The sequence below is a fragment of the Tsukamurella sp. M9C genome, from assembly GCF_020169415.1.
Classification (GTDB): Bacteria; Actinomycetota; Actinomycetes; order Mycobacteriales; family Mycobacteriaceae; genus Tsukamurella.
The window spans coordinates 1-18,019 of sequence record NZ_JAIULG010000072.1 but is presented as its reverse complement, the minus strand read 5'-3'; the positions used below and the strand labels follow the sequence as shown (position 1 = coordinate 18,019).

The 18,019-nt window shown below is 70.5% G+C and carries 18 protein-coding genes; 9 read left to right on the top strand and 9 right to left on the bottom strand.

Annotation, left to right across the window (positions count from 1 at the left end; genetic code table 11):
• The 3 genes from LB823_RS22505 to polA all read left to right on the top strand — a co-directional run.
• Positions 1–1,271, top strand: a 1,271-nt coding sequence (locus LB823_RS22505) for a hypothetical protein (protein ID WP_308011490.1), incomplete at its 5' end; no start/stop codon positions are given.
• 26 nt (positions 1,272–1,297) lie between these two features.
• A complete protein-coding gene (locus LB823_RS22500) occupies positions 1,298–1,732 on the top strand; it encodes a hypothetical protein (RefSeq protein ID WP_224651803.1) in 435 nt (144 codons plus the stop codon).
• Positions 1,733–1,800: 68 nt separating this feature from the next.
• Positions 1,801–4,476: a DNA polymerase I gene (polA, locus tag LB823_RS22495; protein ID WP_224651809.1), complete on the top strand. Its 2,676-nt coding sequence runs from the start codon at positions 1,801–1,803 to the stop codon at positions 4,474–4,476.
• Positions 4,477–4,535: 59 nt separating this feature from the next.
• Here polA and LB823_RS22490 read toward each other — a convergent pair whose 3' ends face one another.
• Complete coding sequence (locus LB823_RS22490; RefSeq protein ID WP_224651801.1) at positions 4,536–5,171, bottom strand: isochorismatase family protein; 636 nt, start codon at positions 5,169–5,171, stop codon at positions 4,536–4,538.
• A gap of 116 nt (positions 5,172–5,287) precedes the next feature.
• Here LB823_RS22490 and LB823_RS22485 point away from each other — a divergent pair, with 116 nt between their 5' ends.
• From LB823_RS22485 to LB823_RS22470, 4 genes are all read left to right on the top strand, one after another.
• On the top strand, positions 5,288–6,253 hold the full coding sequence (locus LB823_RS22485) for a GlxA family transcriptional regulator (RefSeq protein WP_224651799.1): 966 nt from the start codon (positions 5,288–5,290) through the stop codon (positions 6,251–6,253).
• Between the two features lie 230 nt (positions 6,254–6,483).
• Positions 6,484–7,761: a reverse transcriptase family protein gene (locus LB823_RS22480; RefSeq protein WP_224651797.1), complete on the top strand. Its 1,278-nt coding sequence runs from the start codon at positions 6,484–6,486 to the stop codon at positions 7,759–7,761.
• 22 nt (positions 7,762–7,783) lie between these two features.
• Positions 7,784–8,398 carry an HAD family hydrolase gene (locus tag LB823_RS22475; protein ID WP_224651795.1) on the top strand — a complete coding sequence of 205 codons (615 nt, stop codon included), beginning with the start codon at positions 7,784–7,786 and terminating at the stop codon, positions 8,396–8,398.
• 92 nt (positions 8,399–8,490) lie between these two features.
• Entirely contained in the window at positions 8,491–8,835 is a 345-nt protein-coding gene (locus tag LB823_RS22470; RefSeq protein WP_224651793.1) for a helix-turn-helix domain-containing protein, read from the top strand.
• A gap of 11 nt (positions 8,836–8,846) precedes the next feature.
• On the opposite strand, the gene LB823_RS22465 is transcribed toward LB823_RS22470, so the two are convergent.
• The 3 genes from LB823_RS22465 to LB823_RS22455 all read right to left on the bottom strand — a co-directional run bounded on the left by LB823_RS22465 (position 8,847) and on the right by LB823_RS22455 (position 10,659).
• Entirely contained in the window at positions 8,847–9,245 is a 399-nt protein-coding gene (locus LB823_RS22465; RefSeq protein WP_224651791.1) for a hemophore-related protein, read from the bottom strand.
• A 41-nt stretch (positions 9,246–9,286) separates the two neighbouring features.
• Positions 9,287–9,640, bottom strand: a complete 354-nt coding sequence (locus LB823_RS22460) for a hemophore-related protein (protein ID WP_224651789.1) — start codon at positions 9,638–9,640, stop codon at positions 9,287–9,289.
• A gap of 233 nt (positions 9,641–9,873) precedes the next feature.
• Positions 9,874–10,659 (bottom strand): class I SAM-dependent methyltransferase, encoded by a 786-nt coding sequence (locus LB823_RS22455; RefSeq protein ID WP_224651807.1) that lies wholly within the window; start codon positions 10,657–10,659, stop codon positions 9,874–9,876.
• A gap of 165 nt (positions 10,660–10,824) precedes the next feature.
• On the opposite strand from LB823_RS22455, the gene rpsA reads away from it, so the two are divergent.
• On the top strand, positions 10,825–12,309 hold the full coding sequence (gene rpsA / locus LB823_RS22450) for a 30S ribosomal protein S1 (protein WP_068568982.1): 1,485 nt from the start codon (positions 10,825–10,827) through the stop codon (positions 12,307–12,309).
• Positions 12,310–12,382: 73 nt separating this feature from the next.
• On the opposite strand, the gene LB823_RS22445 is transcribed toward rpsA, so the two are convergent.
• Genes LB823_RS22445 through LB823_RS22425 form a run of 5 tightly spaced genes read right to left on the bottom strand, consistent with a single transcriptional unit; the run spans position 12,383 to position 17,676 of the window.
• Positions 12,383–13,489 carry an ABC transporter ATP-binding protein gene (locus tag LB823_RS22445; RefSeq protein WP_224651787.1) on the bottom strand — a complete coding sequence of 369 codons (1,107 nt, stop codon included), beginning with the start codon at positions 13,487–13,489 and terminating at the stop codon, positions 12,383–12,385.
• A 38-nt stretch (positions 13,490–13,527) separates the two neighbouring features.
• Positions 13,528–14,367: a carbohydrate ABC transporter permease gene (locus tag LB823_RS22440; protein WP_224651786.1), complete on the bottom strand. Its 840-nt coding sequence runs from the start codon at positions 14,365–14,367 to the stop codon at positions 13,528–13,530.
• Positions 14,367–15,314: a carbohydrate ABC transporter permease gene (locus LB823_RS22435; protein WP_224651783.1), complete on the bottom strand. Its 948-nt coding sequence runs from the start codon at positions 15,312–15,314 to the stop codon at positions 14,367–14,369. The genes LB823_RS22440 and LB823_RS22435 overlap by 1 nt, the downstream gene beginning before the upstream one ends.
• Positions 15,311–16,696, bottom strand: a complete 1,386-nt coding sequence (locus tag LB823_RS22430) for a sugar ABC transporter substrate-binding protein (protein WP_224651781.1) — start codon at positions 16,694–16,696, stop codon at positions 15,311–15,313. Before LB823_RS22430 ends, LB823_RS22435 begins: the two co-directional genes overlap by 4 nt.
• On the bottom strand, positions 16,693–17,676 hold the full coding sequence (locus LB823_RS22425; RefSeq protein WP_224651779.1) for a sugar-binding transcriptional regulator: 984 nt from the start codon (positions 17,674–17,676) through the stop codon (positions 16,693–16,695). The genes LB823_RS22430 and LB823_RS22425 overlap by 4 nt, the downstream gene beginning before the upstream one ends.
• A gap of 99 nt (positions 17,677–17,775) precedes the next feature.
• Here LB823_RS22425 and LB823_RS22420 point away from each other — a divergent pair.
• A partial coding sequence (locus LB823_RS22420; protein ID WP_224651805.1) for an alcohol dehydrogenase catalytic domain-containing protein occupies positions 17,776–18,019 on the top strand: 244 nt, incomplete at its 3' end.

The window sequence follows — 18,019 nt, the reverse complement described above, 5'->3', positions numbered from 1 at the left end:
CGGTCGTAGTCATGACGACGCCGCCCCCGCTGCCCGGCCACCCCGGGCGGTCACCGGAGCAGCCGCGCCCGCCGGGCCCGCCACAGCCGCCACGTCCGGCGCGACCCGCCGCGCCGGCGGACGCGCGGCCCCAGCAGCTCGTGCCCGGCGTCCCGTCGGCCAACGACCGCGAGATGCTGCAGGTCACCGAGCAGACCCGCACCTATCCGTGCGGGAACTGCGGCGACGCCCTCGTCTACGACCCGGCGATCGGGAAGCTGCGCTCGCCGAGCTGCGGCAGCACCTATCCGGTGATGCTCGACACGAGCAAGGCCCTGATCCCGCATCCGTTGGGGCCCACCATGAACGCGCTCTACGCGCGTGCCGCGTCGGCGGAGCAGGTGCGCGTCGTCGACCACGAGGTGGTCTGCCAGAACTGCGGCGGCCACACCCTGTTCAGCGGCACCCTCACCGCCGTGCGGTGCCCGTACTGCAACACCCCGATCCAGCGGACCGACGTGCAGGTCGCGCCCGCGCGGCTGCCCGTCGACGGCATCCTCCCGCTGCGGGTCGGCGAGGACCAGGCCCGGCAGAACATCGAGGCCTGGGTCGACAGCCGGTGGTTCGCGCCGCGCGAGTTCAAGAAGTACCGCGTGCTCGGCTCGTTCACCAGCGTCTACCTCTCGTACTACAGCTACGACGCCGAGGTGACCACCGACTACTCGGGGGCGCGAGGCGAGCGCCGGACCCGGCGCGACCGGGACGGCAACATCGAGACCTACACCGATTGGTATCCGGCGAGCGGGCGGGTGCACGACAGCATCCGGCAGCTCGCCGAGTCCGCCAACACGGGACTCGACTCCGACCGGGTCCGCGACCTCGAGCCCTGGCCCACCGAACAGTCCGTCACCTACACGCCGGAGTTCGTGGCGGGCCACCTGGCGCGCACCTACGACGGTGACGCGGCGCAGGTCTTCGAGGCGCAGGCGCGGCCGCGGATCGAGGGCATCGTCGAGAACACGGTGCGCCGCGACATCGGCGGCGACGAGCAGCGGATCACCCGGATGAACCCGATGTACCAGTCGATCGACTTCCTCTACCTGCTGATGCCGGTGTGGCTGCTCACCGTCACCTTCGGAGGCAAGCCCTTCCAGGTCTTCGTCAACGGCGTGACCGGCGAAGTGCAAGGTCAGCGACCGTGGAGCGCGATCAAGATCGCCTTCGCCGTCACCCTCGGGTTGCTGCTGGTCGGGCTGGCGGTGTACCTGTACATGCAGGCCCGCGGCGGGTAGCCGCCGCGGCGGCGAGGAGGAACGTCATGTCGTGGATCATCGTTGCGGTGCTCGCGGTCGTCGTGCTGGCCGTGCTCGCGGCCACCGGCTTCGCGATCGCGCTGGTGCGCAACAGTCGCCGGCAGCAGCAGGCCGAGGCCGCCATGCCCTTCCCGTCGCGCGCCCCGTTGTCCTGGTCCGGCTCGCACGTCCCCGAGGCGCGCCTGCACCGCCGCATCCGGAAGGCGCTGCGCGCCTTCGATCAGCCCGCGGGCGTGCTGTCCGCGGCGCAGCTGGACGCGCAGGTGACGCTCACCGTCGCCGCCCAGGAGCTCGACGACCGGCTCGTGACGATCGCCGCGCTGCCCGAGGCGGAGAAGGCCCCGGCGGTCGAGTCGGCCACCGCGGACGTCGCCGACCTGGAGCGACGCATCGCGGACACCGTCGTCGTGCGGCCCCAACTGCCGCCCACGACGACCTGACGAAAGCTGTCGGGGGCGATCACTAGACTGCCGGTGTGACTTCAGCGAACTCCTCGACCAAGCCCACGATGTTGCTGATCGACGGGCACTCGATGGCGTTCCGCGCCTTCTTCGCGCTCCCGCTCGACGGTGGCCGCTTCCGCACGAAGTCGGGGCAGCCGACCAACGCGGTGTACGGCTTCACGTCGATGCTGATCAAGCTGCTCAAGGAGGAGGCGCCCGGTTACGTCGCCGCGGCCTTCGACGTCTCCCGGCAGACCTTCCGCGCCGAGATGTTCCCCGAGTACAAGGCGCAGCGCAGCTCCGCGCCGGACGACTTCCGCGGCCAGGTGGACGTGGTGAAGGACGTTCTCGGCGCCATGGGCATCCCCACCATGGCGCAGGAGGGCTTCGAGGCGGACGACATCATCGCCACGATGACCACCCGGGCCCAGGAGCAGGGCTTCAAGGTCCTCATCGTCACGGGTGACCGCGACGCGCTCCAGCTCGTGAACGACGACGTCACCGTCCTCTATCCGCGCAAGGGCGTCTCGGACCTCACCAGGTTCACCCCCGAGGAGGTGGAGGCCAAGTACGGCCTCACCCCGGCGCAGTACCCGGATTACGCCGCGCTGCGGGGAGACCCGTCGGACAACCTGCCCGGCATCCCGGGCGTCGGCGAGAAGACCGCCGCCAAGTGGATCCGCGAGTACGGGAACCTCGAGGGCCTGGTTACGAACGTCGACAAGGTGAAGGGCAAGGTCGGCGACTCGCTGCGCGAGAACCTCGCGACGGTGCAGCTCAACCGGCAGATCACCGAGATGGTGCGGGACATGACGCTGCCCTACACCCCGCAGGAGCTGGAGCTGCAGCCGTGGAACCGCGAGGCCATCCACCAGCTCTTCGACGACCTCGAGTTCCGGGTGCTGCGCGAGCGGATCTTCACCGAGCTCGCCAGCACGGAGCCGGAGGCCGACGAGGGTTTCGAGATCTCCGGCGGCATCGTCGCGGCCGGCACCGTCGCCGAGTGGCTCGCGGAGCACGGCGCCTCGGGCGCGCGGTCCGGGCTCGGCGTCGTCGGCCCGGAGGTCGTGGTCGACGGTGACGCGGAGGCCGTCGTGATCGCGGCCCCCGACGGCGAGGGCGGGTACATCGAGCTCTCCTCGCTGACCCCGCACGACGAGGCCGCGCTCGGCGCCTGGTTGGCCGACGAGGCGCAGCCCAAGGCCGCGCACGAGGCCAAGTGGGCCATGCACGCGCTGTCCAGCCGCGGCTGGACGCTCGGCGGCCTCACGTCGGACACCGCGATCGCCGCGTACCTGGTGCGCCCCGGCCAGCGCACCTTCAACCTCGACGACCTCTCGGTGCGCTACCTGCACCGCGAGCTGCGGGTCGAGACCGCGGGCGACGACTCGCAGCTCTCGCTCCTCGACGATCCGGACGATTCGGCGGGAGAGAAGGCGCAGCAGGCAATCCTGCGGGCCCGCGCCGTCGCCGACCTGGCGGACGCGCTCGACGGCGAGCTCGACAACATCGAGTCGCGACCGCTGCTCGCGGAGATGGAGCTGCCGCTGCTCCGCGTGCTCGACGTCATGGAATCCACCGGCATCGCGGTCGACACCGCGCACCTCGAGTCGCTGCACAGCGAGTTCAGCGAGCGGATCCGCGCGGCCGAGGCCTCCGCGTTCGAGGAGATCGGGGAGCAGATCAACCTGGGCTCGCCCAAGCAGCTGCAGGTGATCCTGTTCGAGAAGCTGGGCCTGCCGAAGACGAAGAAGACCAAGACCGGGTACACCACCGACGCGGCGGCGCTCGAGGCGCTGTACGAGAAGGAGCCGCACCCGTTCCTGCAGTACCTGCTGGAGCACCGCGACGCGACGCGGCTCAAGGTCACCGTCGAGGGCCTGCTCAAGACGGTCGCCTCGGACGGCCGGATCCACTCCACGTTCAATCAGACGGTGGCCGCCACCGGCCGGCTCTCGTCGACCGATCCGAACCTGCAGAACATCCCCGTGCGCACGGAGGCGGGCCGGCAGATCCGGCACGCCTTCGTCGCGGGCGAGGGCTTCGAGACGCTGATGACGGCCGACTACAGCCAGATCGAGATGCGGATCATGGCGCACCTCTCCGGCGACGAGGGGCTGATCGAGGCCTTCAACACCGGCGAGGACCTGCACAACTTCGTCGGCTCGAAGGCCTTCGGCGTCCCGATCGACGAGGTCACGCCCGACATGCGGCGCCGGGTCAAGGCCATGTCCTACGGCCTGGCCTACGGGCTCTCGGCGTTCGGCCTCGCCGCGCAGCTGAAGATCTCGCGCGACGAGGCGAAGGACCAGATGGAGGCGTACTTCTCCCGGTTCGGCGGGGTGCGGGACTACCTCCAGGACGTGGTCACGGAGGCCACGCGCAACGAGTACACGGAGACCATCTACGGCCGCCGCCGGTACCTGCCGGATCTCACGTCGACCAACCGGATGCGCCGCGAGGCCGCCGAGCGGATGGCTCTCAACGCTCCGATCCAGGGCAGCGCCGCCGACATCATCAAGGTCGCGATGATCCGGCTGCAGGAGAGGATCGCCGCCGCCGGCCTGCGCTCGCGGATGTTGCTGCAGGTGCACGACGAGCTCGTGCTCGAGGTGGCCGCGGGCGAGCGGGAGCAGCTCGAAGCGCTGGTCCGCGACACGATGGGCGGCGCCGCGGAGCTCTCGGTGCCGCTGGAGGTCTCGGTCGGCTACGGCCGCAGCTGGGACGACGCCGCGCACTAGGCGCGGCGAGGTACCGCGCCTCGCGGGCGGTAGGCCCCGCCCGCGAGGGGGCTCGGGGATCAGTGCTCGGCGCGGCCCTGCACGGCGGAGGAGCCGAGGTCGCTCTTCTCCAACGGGCGTCCCGCCGCGACCGCGTCGATCCACGCGTCGGTGTCGGCGACCGCCGCCCAGTTCGAGTGGAGCAGCACCATGAGCGTCTCGTGGACCTGCTGCGCCGAGGCGCTGCCGGCGGCGTTCGCGAGGTGGATCGCGCCGGTGGCGTCCGAGAGCACCTCGACGGCGAGGCCCTCGGGTTCCGCCCCGGCGGCGCTGGCCAGGACGCAGTTGTTCGTCATGTAGCCGACGAGGGTCAGCGTGTCGATGGCGTTGTCCCGGAGCCACTCCGGCATACCGTCGGCGGTGAAGACGCTCGAGCCCTGCTTGACGACGTGCGCGGCCACCGCATCGCTGCGGGCGGCGACGTCCGGGTGCAGGCGGGTCTCCTCGGCGCCCTCCGCGAAGACGGGCGAACCCGCGGGCCAGACGTGCGCGACGGTCACGACCGGAACGCCCGCATCGCGCGCGGCGTCCATCGCGGTGAGGACCCGCTTGAGGGATTCGTCGCGGGGCGGGTACGCCACGGCCAGCGGGCGGTCCGCGTCGAAGTACTCGTTCTGGACGTCGATAACGATGAGGGCGCGGCGGGGTGCGGTCATGGGATCTGCTCCTGTGCATGGGAATCGGATGCGTGGGCGGGTGGTGCTGTTCCGCTCGGATTCCATACTCGCGCCCTGCCGCGGGGTAGTGTGAGTGGCAGAATTACTCATCTTCGATGGATTCAGGACAACCGCCGGTGCAGATCGCAGTCCACGCCTTCGACGGCATCTCGATGTTCCACCTGTCCACGCCCCTCATCGCCTTCGGCGAGGTGGGGCGCCTGGGACTCGCCTCCGACTGGGACGCCGGCATCTGGAGCACGGGCGGAGGCCCCGTCCGCGGGCTCGACGGCGTCACCATCGCCACCGCGGACCGGGCGGCGGCCCACGCGGCCGACCTCCTCGTCTTCCCCTCCTGGCCGACCGATCTGCCGGAGCCCTCCACGGACTTGCTCGAGGAGATCCGCACAGCGCACGCCCGCGGCGCGATGATCGCCGGCCTTTGCCTCGGCGCCTTCCCGGTCGTCGCCTCGGGCATCCTCGACGGCCGCACCGCGACCACTCACTGGGCCTCGGAGACCGAGCTCGCGCAGCGGTATCCGGCGGTCACGGTGCGGGCGGAGGGCCTCTACGTGGACCACGGCGACGTCCTCACCTCGGCCGGTACCGCCTCGGCGCTGGACGCGTGCCTGCACGTGGTGCGGACGAGGCTCGGATCGACGGCGGCGACGGCGCTGGCCCGGTACCTGGTGATCGCGCCACACCGGGACGGCGACCAGGCGCAGTACATCGACCGCCCCGTGCCCGCCGCGGGTGAGGGACCCATCGGGATCGCGACGACCTGGGCGCTGGCGAACCTCGACGCCCCGCTCACGGTCGACGATCTCGCGGCGCGGGTGAACATGAGCCCGCGGAACTTCGCGCGCAGGTTCCAGGAGAGTGTGGGTGTGAGCCCCGCGAAGTGGGTACTCAGCCGTCGCCTCGACGAGTCGCGGCGCCTGCTCGAGAACACCGCCTGGAGCATCGACCGGATCGCCCGCGCCAGCGGCTTCGCCAGCACGGTGACCTTCCGGCAGAACTTCGTCCGGCGTTACTCGACCACGCCGACGTCCTACCGCCACCGGTTCACCGAGTCGCACTGAGCGGGCCTGCCGACGTCCGGAACTGTGCATCACCACGGCCGGGTGTGGCACTCTGGATTCATGCGACGCCGCTCGGGCGAGGAGGGATCCTCGCGATCCGTCCCAGCGGTAACCGCTGGGGGCACCGCACAGTCACACCCTGCGTCCCACGCCGGCGCGTGCGCTGCGCGCACCACACGGCGCTCCGGGACCTTGTTCCAGGTCACCCGAGCGGCGTTCGCATCCCGGGCATGACGGGCGTCGAGCTCTCGCGGCGTCTGCCGCGCGCGTGGCGGTACGCGATCGCCGACCGCGTCGAGTTCTTCACTGCGGCGCAGTGGACCGAGGAGTTCGTCGCCGCGGCCGTCGCGGACCTCGTGCCCGTCGATCACGCGGTGCCCGTCGCGCGGACGCTCCTGGCAGAGCATCCGGCGCCGCCGCTCAGCATCGTCGACGACCTCCCCGTCGCGGCGGACCGCAACGCACTCCTCTCGGCGCTCGAGGCGCACCGCACCGTCCAACTGCTCGAATCGAAGGGGTCCGGAACTCCTCCAGGGATCGCTCTGCCCGACGTCGGGTCGATCGCCCGCATGCTGGACCTGACCATCCCGGAGCTCGAGTGGTTCGCCGATCATGGGCAATGGCTCCGGCACGCGGGTCGGCCGCTGCGGCACTATCGGGTTCGGCGGATCGCCAAGCCCGCCGGGGGAGTCCGTGTGATCGAGGCGCCCAAGCCGCGACTCGCCGAGGCCCAGCGCCGGATCCTCCGCCGCGTCCTCGACGACGCCGGCGCCCATCCCGCGGCCCGCGGCTTCCGGCCCGGCGGATCGGTCCTCGCCTACGCCGCCCCGCACGTCGGTACGCGGTCCGTCGTCCGGCTCGACCTCCGCGACTGCTTCCCGACGGTGACCGCGCCCCGCGTCCGGGCCGCCTTCCGCCGCCTCGGTCACCCGGCGCCGGTGGCAGCGGTCCTCGCGGACCTGTGCACCGTCGCCACGCCCGGCGACGAGCTCCGCGGCCTCGACCCGTGGCAGGCGGCGGCGCTGCGCGGCCGCCATCTGCCGCAGGGCGCGCCCACCTCGCCCGCGCTGGTGAACCTCGTGCTCCGGCGACTGGACGCACGACTGACCGGACTCGCCCGGTCGCAGGGCGCGCGGTACACCCGATACGGCGACGACCTCGCCTTCTCCGGCGCACTGGATTCGTCGCTGATCGCCGGGGTGGTGCCGAAGATCGTGGCGTCGGAGGGGCTCTCGGTGAACCCGCGGAAGACCCGGATCATGCGCGCCGGCGCCCGGCAGGAGCTCGCCGGCGTGGTTGTCAACGCGCGTGCCCAGACCCCGCGGGGCGAGTACGACGATCTCCGCGCCCTACTGCACAACGCGGCAAGGTTCGGCGCCGCGAGCCAGAACCGCGACGGCCACCCCGACTTCCGCGCCCACGTCTACGGCCGGATCGCCTGGGTCGCACAGGGGAACGAGCACAGGCGCGAGCGCCTCCTGAGCATGGCCGCGCGCGTGCACTGGTGACATCGACCGGGGCGTAGCGTGGATGACCGTGTTCACCATCGGCTTCGACCTCGACCTCACGCTGATCGACTCACGTCAGCGCATCCTCACCGCGGCGCAGCGCGCCTTCGCGGACCTCGGTCATGCGGTGGACGACGAGGTGCTCCTGCCGCACATGGGCGTCCCCATCGACGACGTCGCGCGCGAGGTGGTTCCGGGGATCGATGCGGACGGGTTCCTGCGGCGCTACCGGCAGCACTACGACACGGATTCGACGACGCCGGTCCCCGTCCTTCCGGGCGCGGAAGAGCTCCTCGCGGCCATCCGGGCGGCGGGCGGTGCATCGGTCGTGGTGTCCGCGAAGCAGCAGGCCGCGGCGGAGCGCGCCGTCGCAGACGCGGCGCTCGATGTCAGCGCCGTCGTGGGCGGGCACTTCGGGGAGCAGAAGGGGGAGGCGCTGCGGCGCTTCGGGAACGTCCGCGCCTACCTCGGTGATCACGTGGAGGACGCGGCGGCGGCGCGGTCGGCCGGGTGCCCGTTCATCGGCGTCACCACCGGCGAGTTCGACGACGACGCGCTTCTGCGGGCCGGGGCGGCGCGCACCGTCGGCCATCTGGCCGAGGTCGTCGCGCTGCTGCCCGACTACGCGGCCACCTGAAAACGGCCGAGAACTGGACATTCGCCCCAGGGTTTGATATTGCATAACCTATGGGGCAGACAATCGGGGGAGCATCGGACACCGTATATCCGATGAAGGCGCGGAAGATCGAGTGGAACACCTACGGGGACTCGCTGGCTCGCCGTTTGGTGACGCTGCGCAAGTCGCGCGGGCTGTCGCAGGAGAAGCTCGCCGAGTCGGCGGGGCTGCATCGGAATCAGATCTCGAACATCGAGCGCAACGTGAGCTCGAACGACGGGGTCTCGGACCCGCACATGTCCACGGTCTACCGGCTGGCGGCGGCGCTGGACGTGCCGCCGGCGCTCCTGATGCCGGATCTCGACCGTCGGGTCGCGAGCCGTTCGCCGGAACAGGCGTCGGGCAAGGCGATCGCGGCGGTCGAGGCGACGCTGCGGTCAGCCCTCAACGAGGGCTGACCGTCGAGGGGCTACTTGGCCTTCGCGGAGCCGCAAGTGCGGTAGGCGTCGGCGACGGCGCGCTGCACGTTCGCCTGCTCGCCGGCCAGGCTCATGGCCGAGCCGGTGCCGCGGAAGGCGAGGGCGGCAACGCGGAGCTGGCGGGTCAGCCCGTCCGAGGCGGCGATGTCCGCGAACTCCTGCGGGCCGCCGGCGGCGTCCTCGAGGCGCTTGGCCAGGCCGGGGGACGAGCGGTCGATCGCGGCCCGCAGCTGGCCGACCGTGCACGAGGTGCCGGGCACTGCTCGCGCCGACGCGGCGTTCGGCTTGGGCGCGGGCTTCGGCGTCGGAGCGGCGGCGGCGAGCGGCGCGCCGGCCAGGGCGATCGCGCCGAGGACGGCGGCGGTGGCGGCGGTGCGGCGGAAGGTCATGCGGGTGGTGCCTTTCGGTGGCGGCGTTCGGAGGTGAAGGGTCAGTACTTGTCGCAGGTCGCGATGACCTTGGCGATCTTCGCGTCGATGTCGGTGCGGTTGGCCTTGTAGTAGGCGGCCGCGGCCGGGTTGTCCTTGGTCAGCCGGTCGATGATCGCCTGGCGATCCTCGGGCTTGGCGGTGAGGAGTTCGGTCGCCTGGTCGCGGCCGCCCGGGGTGGCGTCCATGACCGCGATCGCCTCGGGGGCGATGACCTGGGTGGCGCGTTCGACCTGCGCGACGGTGCACTTGGTGCCGGGGACCTTGTCGGTCGGAGCGGCGGATGCGACGGCGGGGACCACGGCGAGGGCTCCGGCGAGGGCTGCGACCGCGGCGGCGATGCGGATCCGGTTCATGACTGTCTCCTGTTCGGGGCGGTGACGACTGCCCCGCGAGACTACCGGTTCGCCGGGGGCCGCGAAAGCACGGCGAGGGGCAAAACCAACCCGGTGGGGTCCGACCGAAACCCGGGTAGGTGCTGTCGTTGGCGGGCGCATCCACGGCGTGGATGACGTCGTTGAACTGGCTGTTCGACGGTCCGGTCCAGTGTCGGCAGGGAGCCGCGGGTCCGTGCAGTAAGCGCAACGAATCAGTCGGGCTTCACGCACACGAAGATCGCCGTCCCGGGGAACATCTCGCCGCGCAGCGGGCTCCACTGGCCCCATTCCCGGGTGAACCCCTCGGGCCACTCCGGCTCGATCACGTCCACCACCTGCAGGCCCGCGCCGACGATCTCCCGGATCCGGTCGCCCATCGTCCGGTGGTGTTCGACGTACGTGGGGAGGCCGGCGTCGTCCGTCTCGACGTACGGCGACCGGTCGAAGTAGGACAGGGTCGCGACGAGGCCGTCCGGCCCCGGATCGTCGAGGAACATCCAGCGCATCGGGTGGTTCACGGAGAAGACGAAGCGGCCGCCGGGGCGCAGCACGCGGTGCGCCTCCGTCATCACCCGTGCGGAGTCGGCGACGAAGGGGATCGCGCCGAAGGCCGAGCAGACGACGTCGGCGGCACCGTCGGCGACGGGGAGATTCTCGGCCCCGGCTTGGACCAGGAGGGGATTGCCGCCGCGCACGTGCGGCATCCCGCGCCGGAGCATGCCGGCCGAGATGTCGATCCCGACCACCGTCGCGCCCTGCGCGGCGAGCCATCGGGCGCACGGGGCGCTGCCGCAGCCGATCTCCACCGCCGTGGTCCCGGGCCCGACGGTGCCGAGCAGCCCGGCGTCGGACTCGCGCACGCCCTCGGGGCACCAGACGAACTCGCCGTCGGCGGCGTCCACGCCCAGGAAGGCGGCGTGCTCAGCGTGGTAGGCCTCGGCGTCCGAGTCCCACCAGGAACGGTTCGTGGCCTCGGAACCGGCACTGTCGCGGCGCATGTCCGGTTTGGGGCGGTGAGACACGGGAGTGAACCTCTCGGCGGCGGGTGCGGCGAGGGCGGTTTGCCCAGGTTGCGCGCGGTGGAGTAGCCTAGTCCACGCGTGTGCCCATGCGTGCGCGATCTCGACCAAACTACTAGCACCCTGTCCGGAGCAACTTACCCAATGCCCACCACCACCGTTACGTCCCCGCAGGTCGCCGTCAACGACATCGGCACCGCGGAGGATTTCCTCGCCGCGATCGACGCCACGATCAAGTACTTCAACGATGGCGACATCGTCGAGGGCACCATCGTCAAGGTCGACCGTGACGAGGTCCTGCTCGACATCGGTTACAAGACCGAGGGCGTCATCCCCTCCCGCGAGCTGAGCATCAAGCACGACGTCGACCCGTCCGAGGTCGTCAACGTCGGCGATGCCGTCGAGGCTCTCGTCCTCACCAAGGAGGACAAGGAAGGCCGCCTGATCCTGTCCAAGAAGCGTGCGCAGTACGAGCGCGCCTGGGGCACGATCGAGGAGCTCAAGGAGAAGGACGAGGCCGTCAAGGGCACCGTCATCGAGGTGGTCAAGGGTGGTCTCATCCTGGACATCGGCCTCCGCGGCTTCCTCCCGGCCTCGCTGGTCGAGATGCGTCGTGTGCGCGACCTCCAACCGTACATCGGCAAGGAGATCGAGGCGAAGATCATCGAGCTCGACAAGAACCGCAACAACGTGGTCCTGTCGCGTCGTGCGTGGCTCGAGCAGACCCAGTCCGAGGTCCGCAGCGAGTTCCTGCACCAGCTCCAGAAGGGCCAGGTCCGCAAGGGCGTCGTGTCCTCCATCGTCAACTTCGGTGCCTTCGTGGACCTGGGCGGCGTCGACGGCCTGGTGCACGTCTCCGAGCTGTCCTGGAAGCACATCGATCACCCGTCCGAGGTGGTCACCGTGGGCGACGAGGTCACCGTCGAGGTCCTCGACGTCGACCTGGACCGCGAGCGCGTCTCGCTGTCGCTCAAGGCGACCCAGGAGGATCCGTGGCGTCAGTTCGCCCGGACCCATGCCATCGGCCAGATCGTGCCCGGCAAGGTCACCAAGCTCGTCCCGTTCGGCGCGTTCGTCCGCGTCGAGGAGGGCATCGAGGGCCTCGTCCACATCTCGGAGCTGGCCGAGCGCCACGTCGAGGTCCCGGACCAGGTCGTCTCGGTCGGCGACGACGCCATGGTGCGCGTCATCGACATCGACCTCGAGCGTCGTCGCATCTCGCTGAGCCTCAAGCAGGCCAACGAGGACTACACCGAGGAGTTCGACCCGTCGAAGTACGGCATGGCCGACAGCTACGACGAGAACGGCGAGTACATCTTCCCCGAGGGCTTCGATCCCGAGACCAACGAGTGGCTCGAGGGCTTCGAGAAGCAGCGCGAGGAGTGGGAGGGTCGCTACGCCGAGGCGGAGCGTCGCCACAAGATGCACACCGCGCAGATGGAGAAGTTCGCGGCCGACGAGGCCGCCGAGGCCGCTGCCGGTGGTCCGGCCGCGGGTGGCGCGAACTACTCGAGCGAGTCGTCCTCGAACGACCGTGGTGGCAACGAGGCCCCGCAGAGCACCGGCGGTTCGCTGGCCAGCGATGCGCAGCTCGCTGCTCTCCGCGAGAAGCTGTCGGGCAACGCCTGATCCGCTTCACCGCACCGACGCCGAACGCCCCGCATCCTTCGCAGGATGCGGGGCGTTCCCCGTTTCCGGGGTGCTAGTTGAGGCGCTCGCCCGTGTCCGGGTGGAACAGATGCACCGCGGGCTCGATCTGCGCGAGCCGCACGCCGTCGCCGATCCGGGCCGCCGTGCGTCGCGGGCACCGCGCCACCAGCGTGACCGGCGCACCGTCGACACCGGCCACGCCGGGATCCTCGACGCTCGCGTAGACGAACGTGTCGCTCCCGAGGTCCTCCATGATCGCGACGGTTCCGGCCACGCCCGCGTCCGGCCCTGCGAGACCGAGGCTTTCGGGGCGGATGCCGACGGTCACGCGGTCCAGGCCGGAGGTGCGGAGCGCTGCCTGCGCCTCCGCGTCCAGGTCGACGGTGCCGCCGGCCACGGTGATCGCCCCGTCGCGGACGGGCGCCGTGAAGAGGTTCATCGCCGGCGAGCCGATGAAGCCGGCGACGAAGGCGTTCTTGGGCCGGTCGTAGAGCTCCGCGGGCGTCGCGAACTGCTGGAGCACCCCGAACTTGAGCACGGCCACCCGGTCGCCCATCGTCATCGCCTCGACCTGGTCGTGCGTGACGTAGACCGTCGTCGTGCCCAGGCGCCGCTGCAGCGCGGCGATCTGCGTGCGGGTCTGCACCCGGAGCTTGGCGTCCAGGTTCGAGAGCGGCTCGTCCATGCAGAAGACCTGCGGCTCACGGACGATCGCGCGGCCCATCGCGACGCGCTGGCGCTGACCGCCGGAGAGGCGCGCCGGCTTGCGGTCGAGGTAGTCGGTCAGGTCGAGCAGCTTCGCGGCCTCGGCGACCTTCTGCTTGCGCTCGTCGAGCGGGACGCCGCGCATCTTCAGCGCGAAGCCCATGTTCTCGCCGACCGTCTTGTTCGGGTACAGCGCGTAGTTCTGGAAGACCATCGCGATGTCGCGGTCCTTGGGCGCGACGCCCACCATGCTGCGGCCGCCGATGGAGATCGCGCCGGAGTCGATCTCCTCGAGTCCGGCGAGCATGCGCAGGGCGGTCGACTTGCCGGAGCCGGACGGTCCGACCAGGACGACGAACTCGCCGTCGGCGATGTCGAGGTCGAGGGAGTCGACGGCGAGGGTCTCGGCGCCGGGGTAGACGCAGCACGCCTTGTCGTACGTGATGGAAGCCATGGTTCCTCCTGGGGATCCGAGGGGTCGATGTGGGGCGGCTACTTGATGGCGCCGAAGGACAGGCCGCGGACCAGCTTGTTCTGGGCGATCCACCCGCAGATGACCACGGGGAGGGCGGCCAGCACGGAGGCGGCGGAGAGCTTGGCCCAGAACAGGCCCTGCCCGGACATGAATCCGGTGAGTGCCACCGGCATGGTCTGGGCGTTGACCGCGGTGAGGTTCACCGCGAAGAAGAATTCGTTCCACGAGAAGATCACGCAGATCAGGGCGGTGGCCGCGATGCCGGGGGAGATGATCGGGAGGATCACCTCGCGGACCGAGGTCCACAGGCCGGCGCCGTCCATCCCGGCGGCCTCGAGCAGTTCGCTCGGCACCTCGAGGAAGAAGGACCGCATCATCCACACGGCGATGGGAAGGTTCATCGCCGTGTAGAGGATGACCAGCGTCCAGATGTTGTCGAGCATCCCGATCCGCCCGACGATGACGTACAGCGGGATGATCGCCGCCACGATCGGCAGCATCTTGGTGCTGATGAAGAAGAACAGCGCGTCCTGCGTCTTGCGGACCGGCCGCAGCGAGAGGGCGAACGCCGCGGGCACGCCGAGCACCAGCACGAGGGTCGTCGAGATGACCGTCGCGAAGACGGAGTTGAGCAGTGGGACGCCGATGCCGGAGTCGAACACCGCCGTGAACTGGTCCAGGGTCGGCACGAAGAACAGGGTCGGGGGCCGTGTCGCCGCGTCGCTCTCCTGCTTGAACGCGGTGAGCACCATCCACAGCACGGGGAAGAAGAAACCGATGGCGATGATCCAGGTGATCGCGGTGAGCGCGCCGCCCTTGGGATCGCGCCGCCGGCGGGTAACGATGGTCGTGGACATCAGGCTGCTTCCTCTCCGGCGCCGAAGCTCTTGAAGATCAGGCGGATCGCGAGCGTCGAGACGACGATCGTGCCGATCACGGTGACGACGCCCATGGCCGCGGCCTGGCCGATGTCGAAGCCGAGGAAGGCACGCTGATAGATGTAGAAGGGCAGGTTGGAACTGGCGACACCCGGGCCGCCCGAGGTCATCATGTAGACCGCGTCGAAGGTGTTGACCAGGTAGATCGCGCCCAGCACCGCGCCCAGCTCGATGAAGCGCCGCAGGTGCGGCAGCGTCAGCTCGCGGAACAGCCGCACGCTGGTGGCGCCGTCGACCCGCGCGGCCTCCTGCACGTCCCGGGGCATGGACTGCAGGCCCGCGAGGATGAGCAGCATCATGAACGGCGTCCACTGCCAGACGAGCTCGGCGATGACGGAGGCGAGCGGGTACTCGCTGAGCCAGTCGACGTGGATGCCGAGCGGCCCGAGCACCCAGGCGAGCAGCCCGTTGGTGGGGGAGAGCAGGCTCGTCTTCCACAGCAGCGCGGCGGCGACGGGCGTGACCAGGAACGGGGTGATGAGCAGCGTGCGGACCACACCGCGCCCCAGGAACTTCCGGTCCAGCAGCAGCGCCAGGATCAGGCCGAGGATCACGGACAGCACGACGGTGCCGACGATGAGCAGCACGGTGTTGAGCGTGACCGTCCAGAACTGGGTGTCGCGGAAGACCTCGACGTAGTTGCCCAGCCAGTTGAACTTCCGCGATCCGGGGCGCACCAGGTTCCACGACTGGGTGGAGTAGTACAGCGTTACCAGGAACGGGATCTGGGTGACGATCACCATGAAGATCAGCGCGGGCAGCAGGGGCCCGCGGCGGCGCCACGCCTCGGCGCGGGTGATCCGGTCGCGCTTGGACCGCAGGGGAGTCGCGGGTCGCGCCTCGGTCGGCGTGCTGGTCGTGGTCATCGCGCTGCTCCCGTCCGGTCCTGGCTGTCGCGGTAGCTCTTCCCGACGACTTCCGCGTACTTCTGCGACTGAGCCAGCGCGTCGTCGACGGAGATCTGGCCGGCGATCGCGGCGCTGATCTGCTGGCTCACGCGGGTGCCAAGGTCCTGGAACTCGGGAATCGCGAGGAACTGGATCCCGGTGTACGGCACCGGCTCCAGTGTCGGGCGGGACTGGTCGGCGGCGAGCATGGAGTCGAGCGTCTGCTTCGCGAAGGTCGACGAGAGCTCCTTGTAGGCGGGCAGCTCGTACGTCGACAACCGGCTGCCCGGCGGGACGCGGCTCGGCCCCAGTTCGTCGGCGACACCGGCGATGTACTGCTTACTCGTCATCCAGGAGACGAACTTCCACGCGTCGCCGGCGCGCGTGCTCTTCGCCGGGATGCCGAGCGACCAGGTGTAGAGCCAGCCGTTGCCGGACTTGGCCATCTTCGGCGCGGGGAGGTACCCGACCTGGCCGGCGATCTTCGAGGTCTCGGGGCTCTCCAGCGAGGAGACGGCGGCCGTGGAGTCGTACCACATCGCCGCCTGGCCCTGCGCCAACAGGTTTCCGCACTCCTGGAAGCCGGTGGACGCAGCGCCGGCCTCGCCGTAGTTCCGCACGGTGTCGACGTAGAACCGCACCGCGTCGCGCATCTGCTGCGAGTCGAACTGCGGATTCCACTGCTCGTCGAACCAGCGGCCGCCGAAGGCGTTGATCACGGTGTTCAGCGGTGCCAGTACCTCGCCCCATCCGGGCTTGCCGCGCAGGCAGATCCCCGCCACGTCGCGCGAGTGCAGCTTGCGGGCCGCGTCCGCGACCTCGGGCCAGGTCGGCTCGGCGGGCAGGGTGATGCCCGCCTTCGCGAACATCTGCTTGTTGTACATGAGGAACGAGGACTCGCCGTAGAACGGCACGGAGTACATCCGGCCCTGGTACGACAGCGCCTCGCGCAGCGTGGGGATGAAGTCGCCCGGGTCGTACAACGGGTCGCGGTCCATCAGGGAGGAGAGGTCCGTGAGCCAGCCGTTCTGGGCCCACATCCGGGTCTCGTAGTTGCTGATCATCACCACGTCGAACTCGCCGCCGCCGGTGGAGACGGAGGCGGTGATCTTGGCCCGCGCTTCGTTCTCCGAGAGCGTGACGAACTTGAGTTTCACGCCGGGGTTGGCGCGCTCGAACTCGGGGGCCAGGCCCACCGCGTCCGTCATCTGCGAGTTCGACACCATGGCCACGGTGACGGCCGAGCCGCCCCCGTCGGTGAAGACACCCGCGCCGGAGCAGCCGGCGAGCAGTGCCGTCGCGGCGGCGAGGCCACCGACGGCCGCGGCGCGGCGTCGTGCGGATCTGCGGATCACGGTCATCCCTTCTGTTCGGCGAGCAACCACTGCGCGGTGGGACGGTCCGTGACCAGGGTGGTCGCGAAGCCGCCGCGGAGGGCGCCCAGGATCGATTCCCGGCGGTGCTCGCCGCCGGAGGTGAGAATCGCTGTGGGGCAACGCCGGATGTCCTCCAGCGGTACCGAGACGGTGCGGTCGACGAGCGATGATGCGACGGGCGCACCGTCGAGCCCGTAGAAGCGGCCGCCGATCTCGCCGACGGCCCCGAGCTCGTGCAGCTCGCCGAGGACCTCGGTGTCGATGTACGCGCCCTCGAAGAGGGTGGTCGAGGTGGAGGCGGAGCCGACGCCGAAGAGCATCACCTCGGCGGAACGGGCGGCCGCGAGCGCCTGGGAGACGATGGAATCGCGCTCGAGCGCGCGCACCGTGTCGGGGTCGGCGAACAGCGGTGCCACGAGCCGGACCGGCCGCGCGCCGAGGCGCTCGGAAAAGCGGGCGAGGGCGTGATCGACGCCGGTGTGGTACTCGACGGAGGTCATGGAGCCGTCCATCTGCACCACGCGGGCGCAGGCCGCGGCGCCGCCGAGCGCGTCCGCCACCGCCACCTGCTCGGGGCCCCAGGTGAATCCGAAGGTGTCCGTGGGCTGCAGGCGGCGGGCGAGCAGGGAGGCGCCCGCCCGGCCCAGCGCGGCGTCGCCCGAGGGCGTCCCGTCGGCGTCCTCGGCGATGATCAGCGCCTCGGTGAGCCCGAACGCGGCCTCCAGGTCGCGCTCGAGATCGGGGTGGATGGAGTCCGCGAGGTGGGTGGGGGCCGCGACGGTGACGGTGACCAATCCCTGTGCACGGGCGCGGGCGACGAGGCGGCCGGCCGTGGGGCGGGAGACCCCCAGCCGCTCCGCGATCTGCGCCTGGGTGAGGCCCTCGAGGTGGTACATGGTGGCCGCGCGCACCAGCAGGCGCAGATCGTGGCCGGGTTCCCCGGGAGTGCGCTGCGGTGATGTCACGCGATGCTCCGTCGATAGCGTGAGCAAATGCTCACTAGCGGTGATTCTGCTCACTACGCTAACATCGGTGGTGTGACCCAGGCAACAGTTTCGAAGGAAATGCGCGCCAGCGTGCTGCACCCCGGGGGCCGGATGACCCTCGAATCGAGGCCCGTCCCGGCGCCCGAACCCGGCGACGTGCTGGTCGAGGTCGCGGCCGTGGGCGTGTGCGGCAGCGACACCCACTACTTGCGCCACGGCCGGATCGGCGAGTTCGTGGTGACCGCGCCGATCGTGCTCGGGCACGAGGCGTCCGGGCGGATCGTGGCCGTCGGCGAGGGCGTCCCCGCCGAGCGGATCGGCG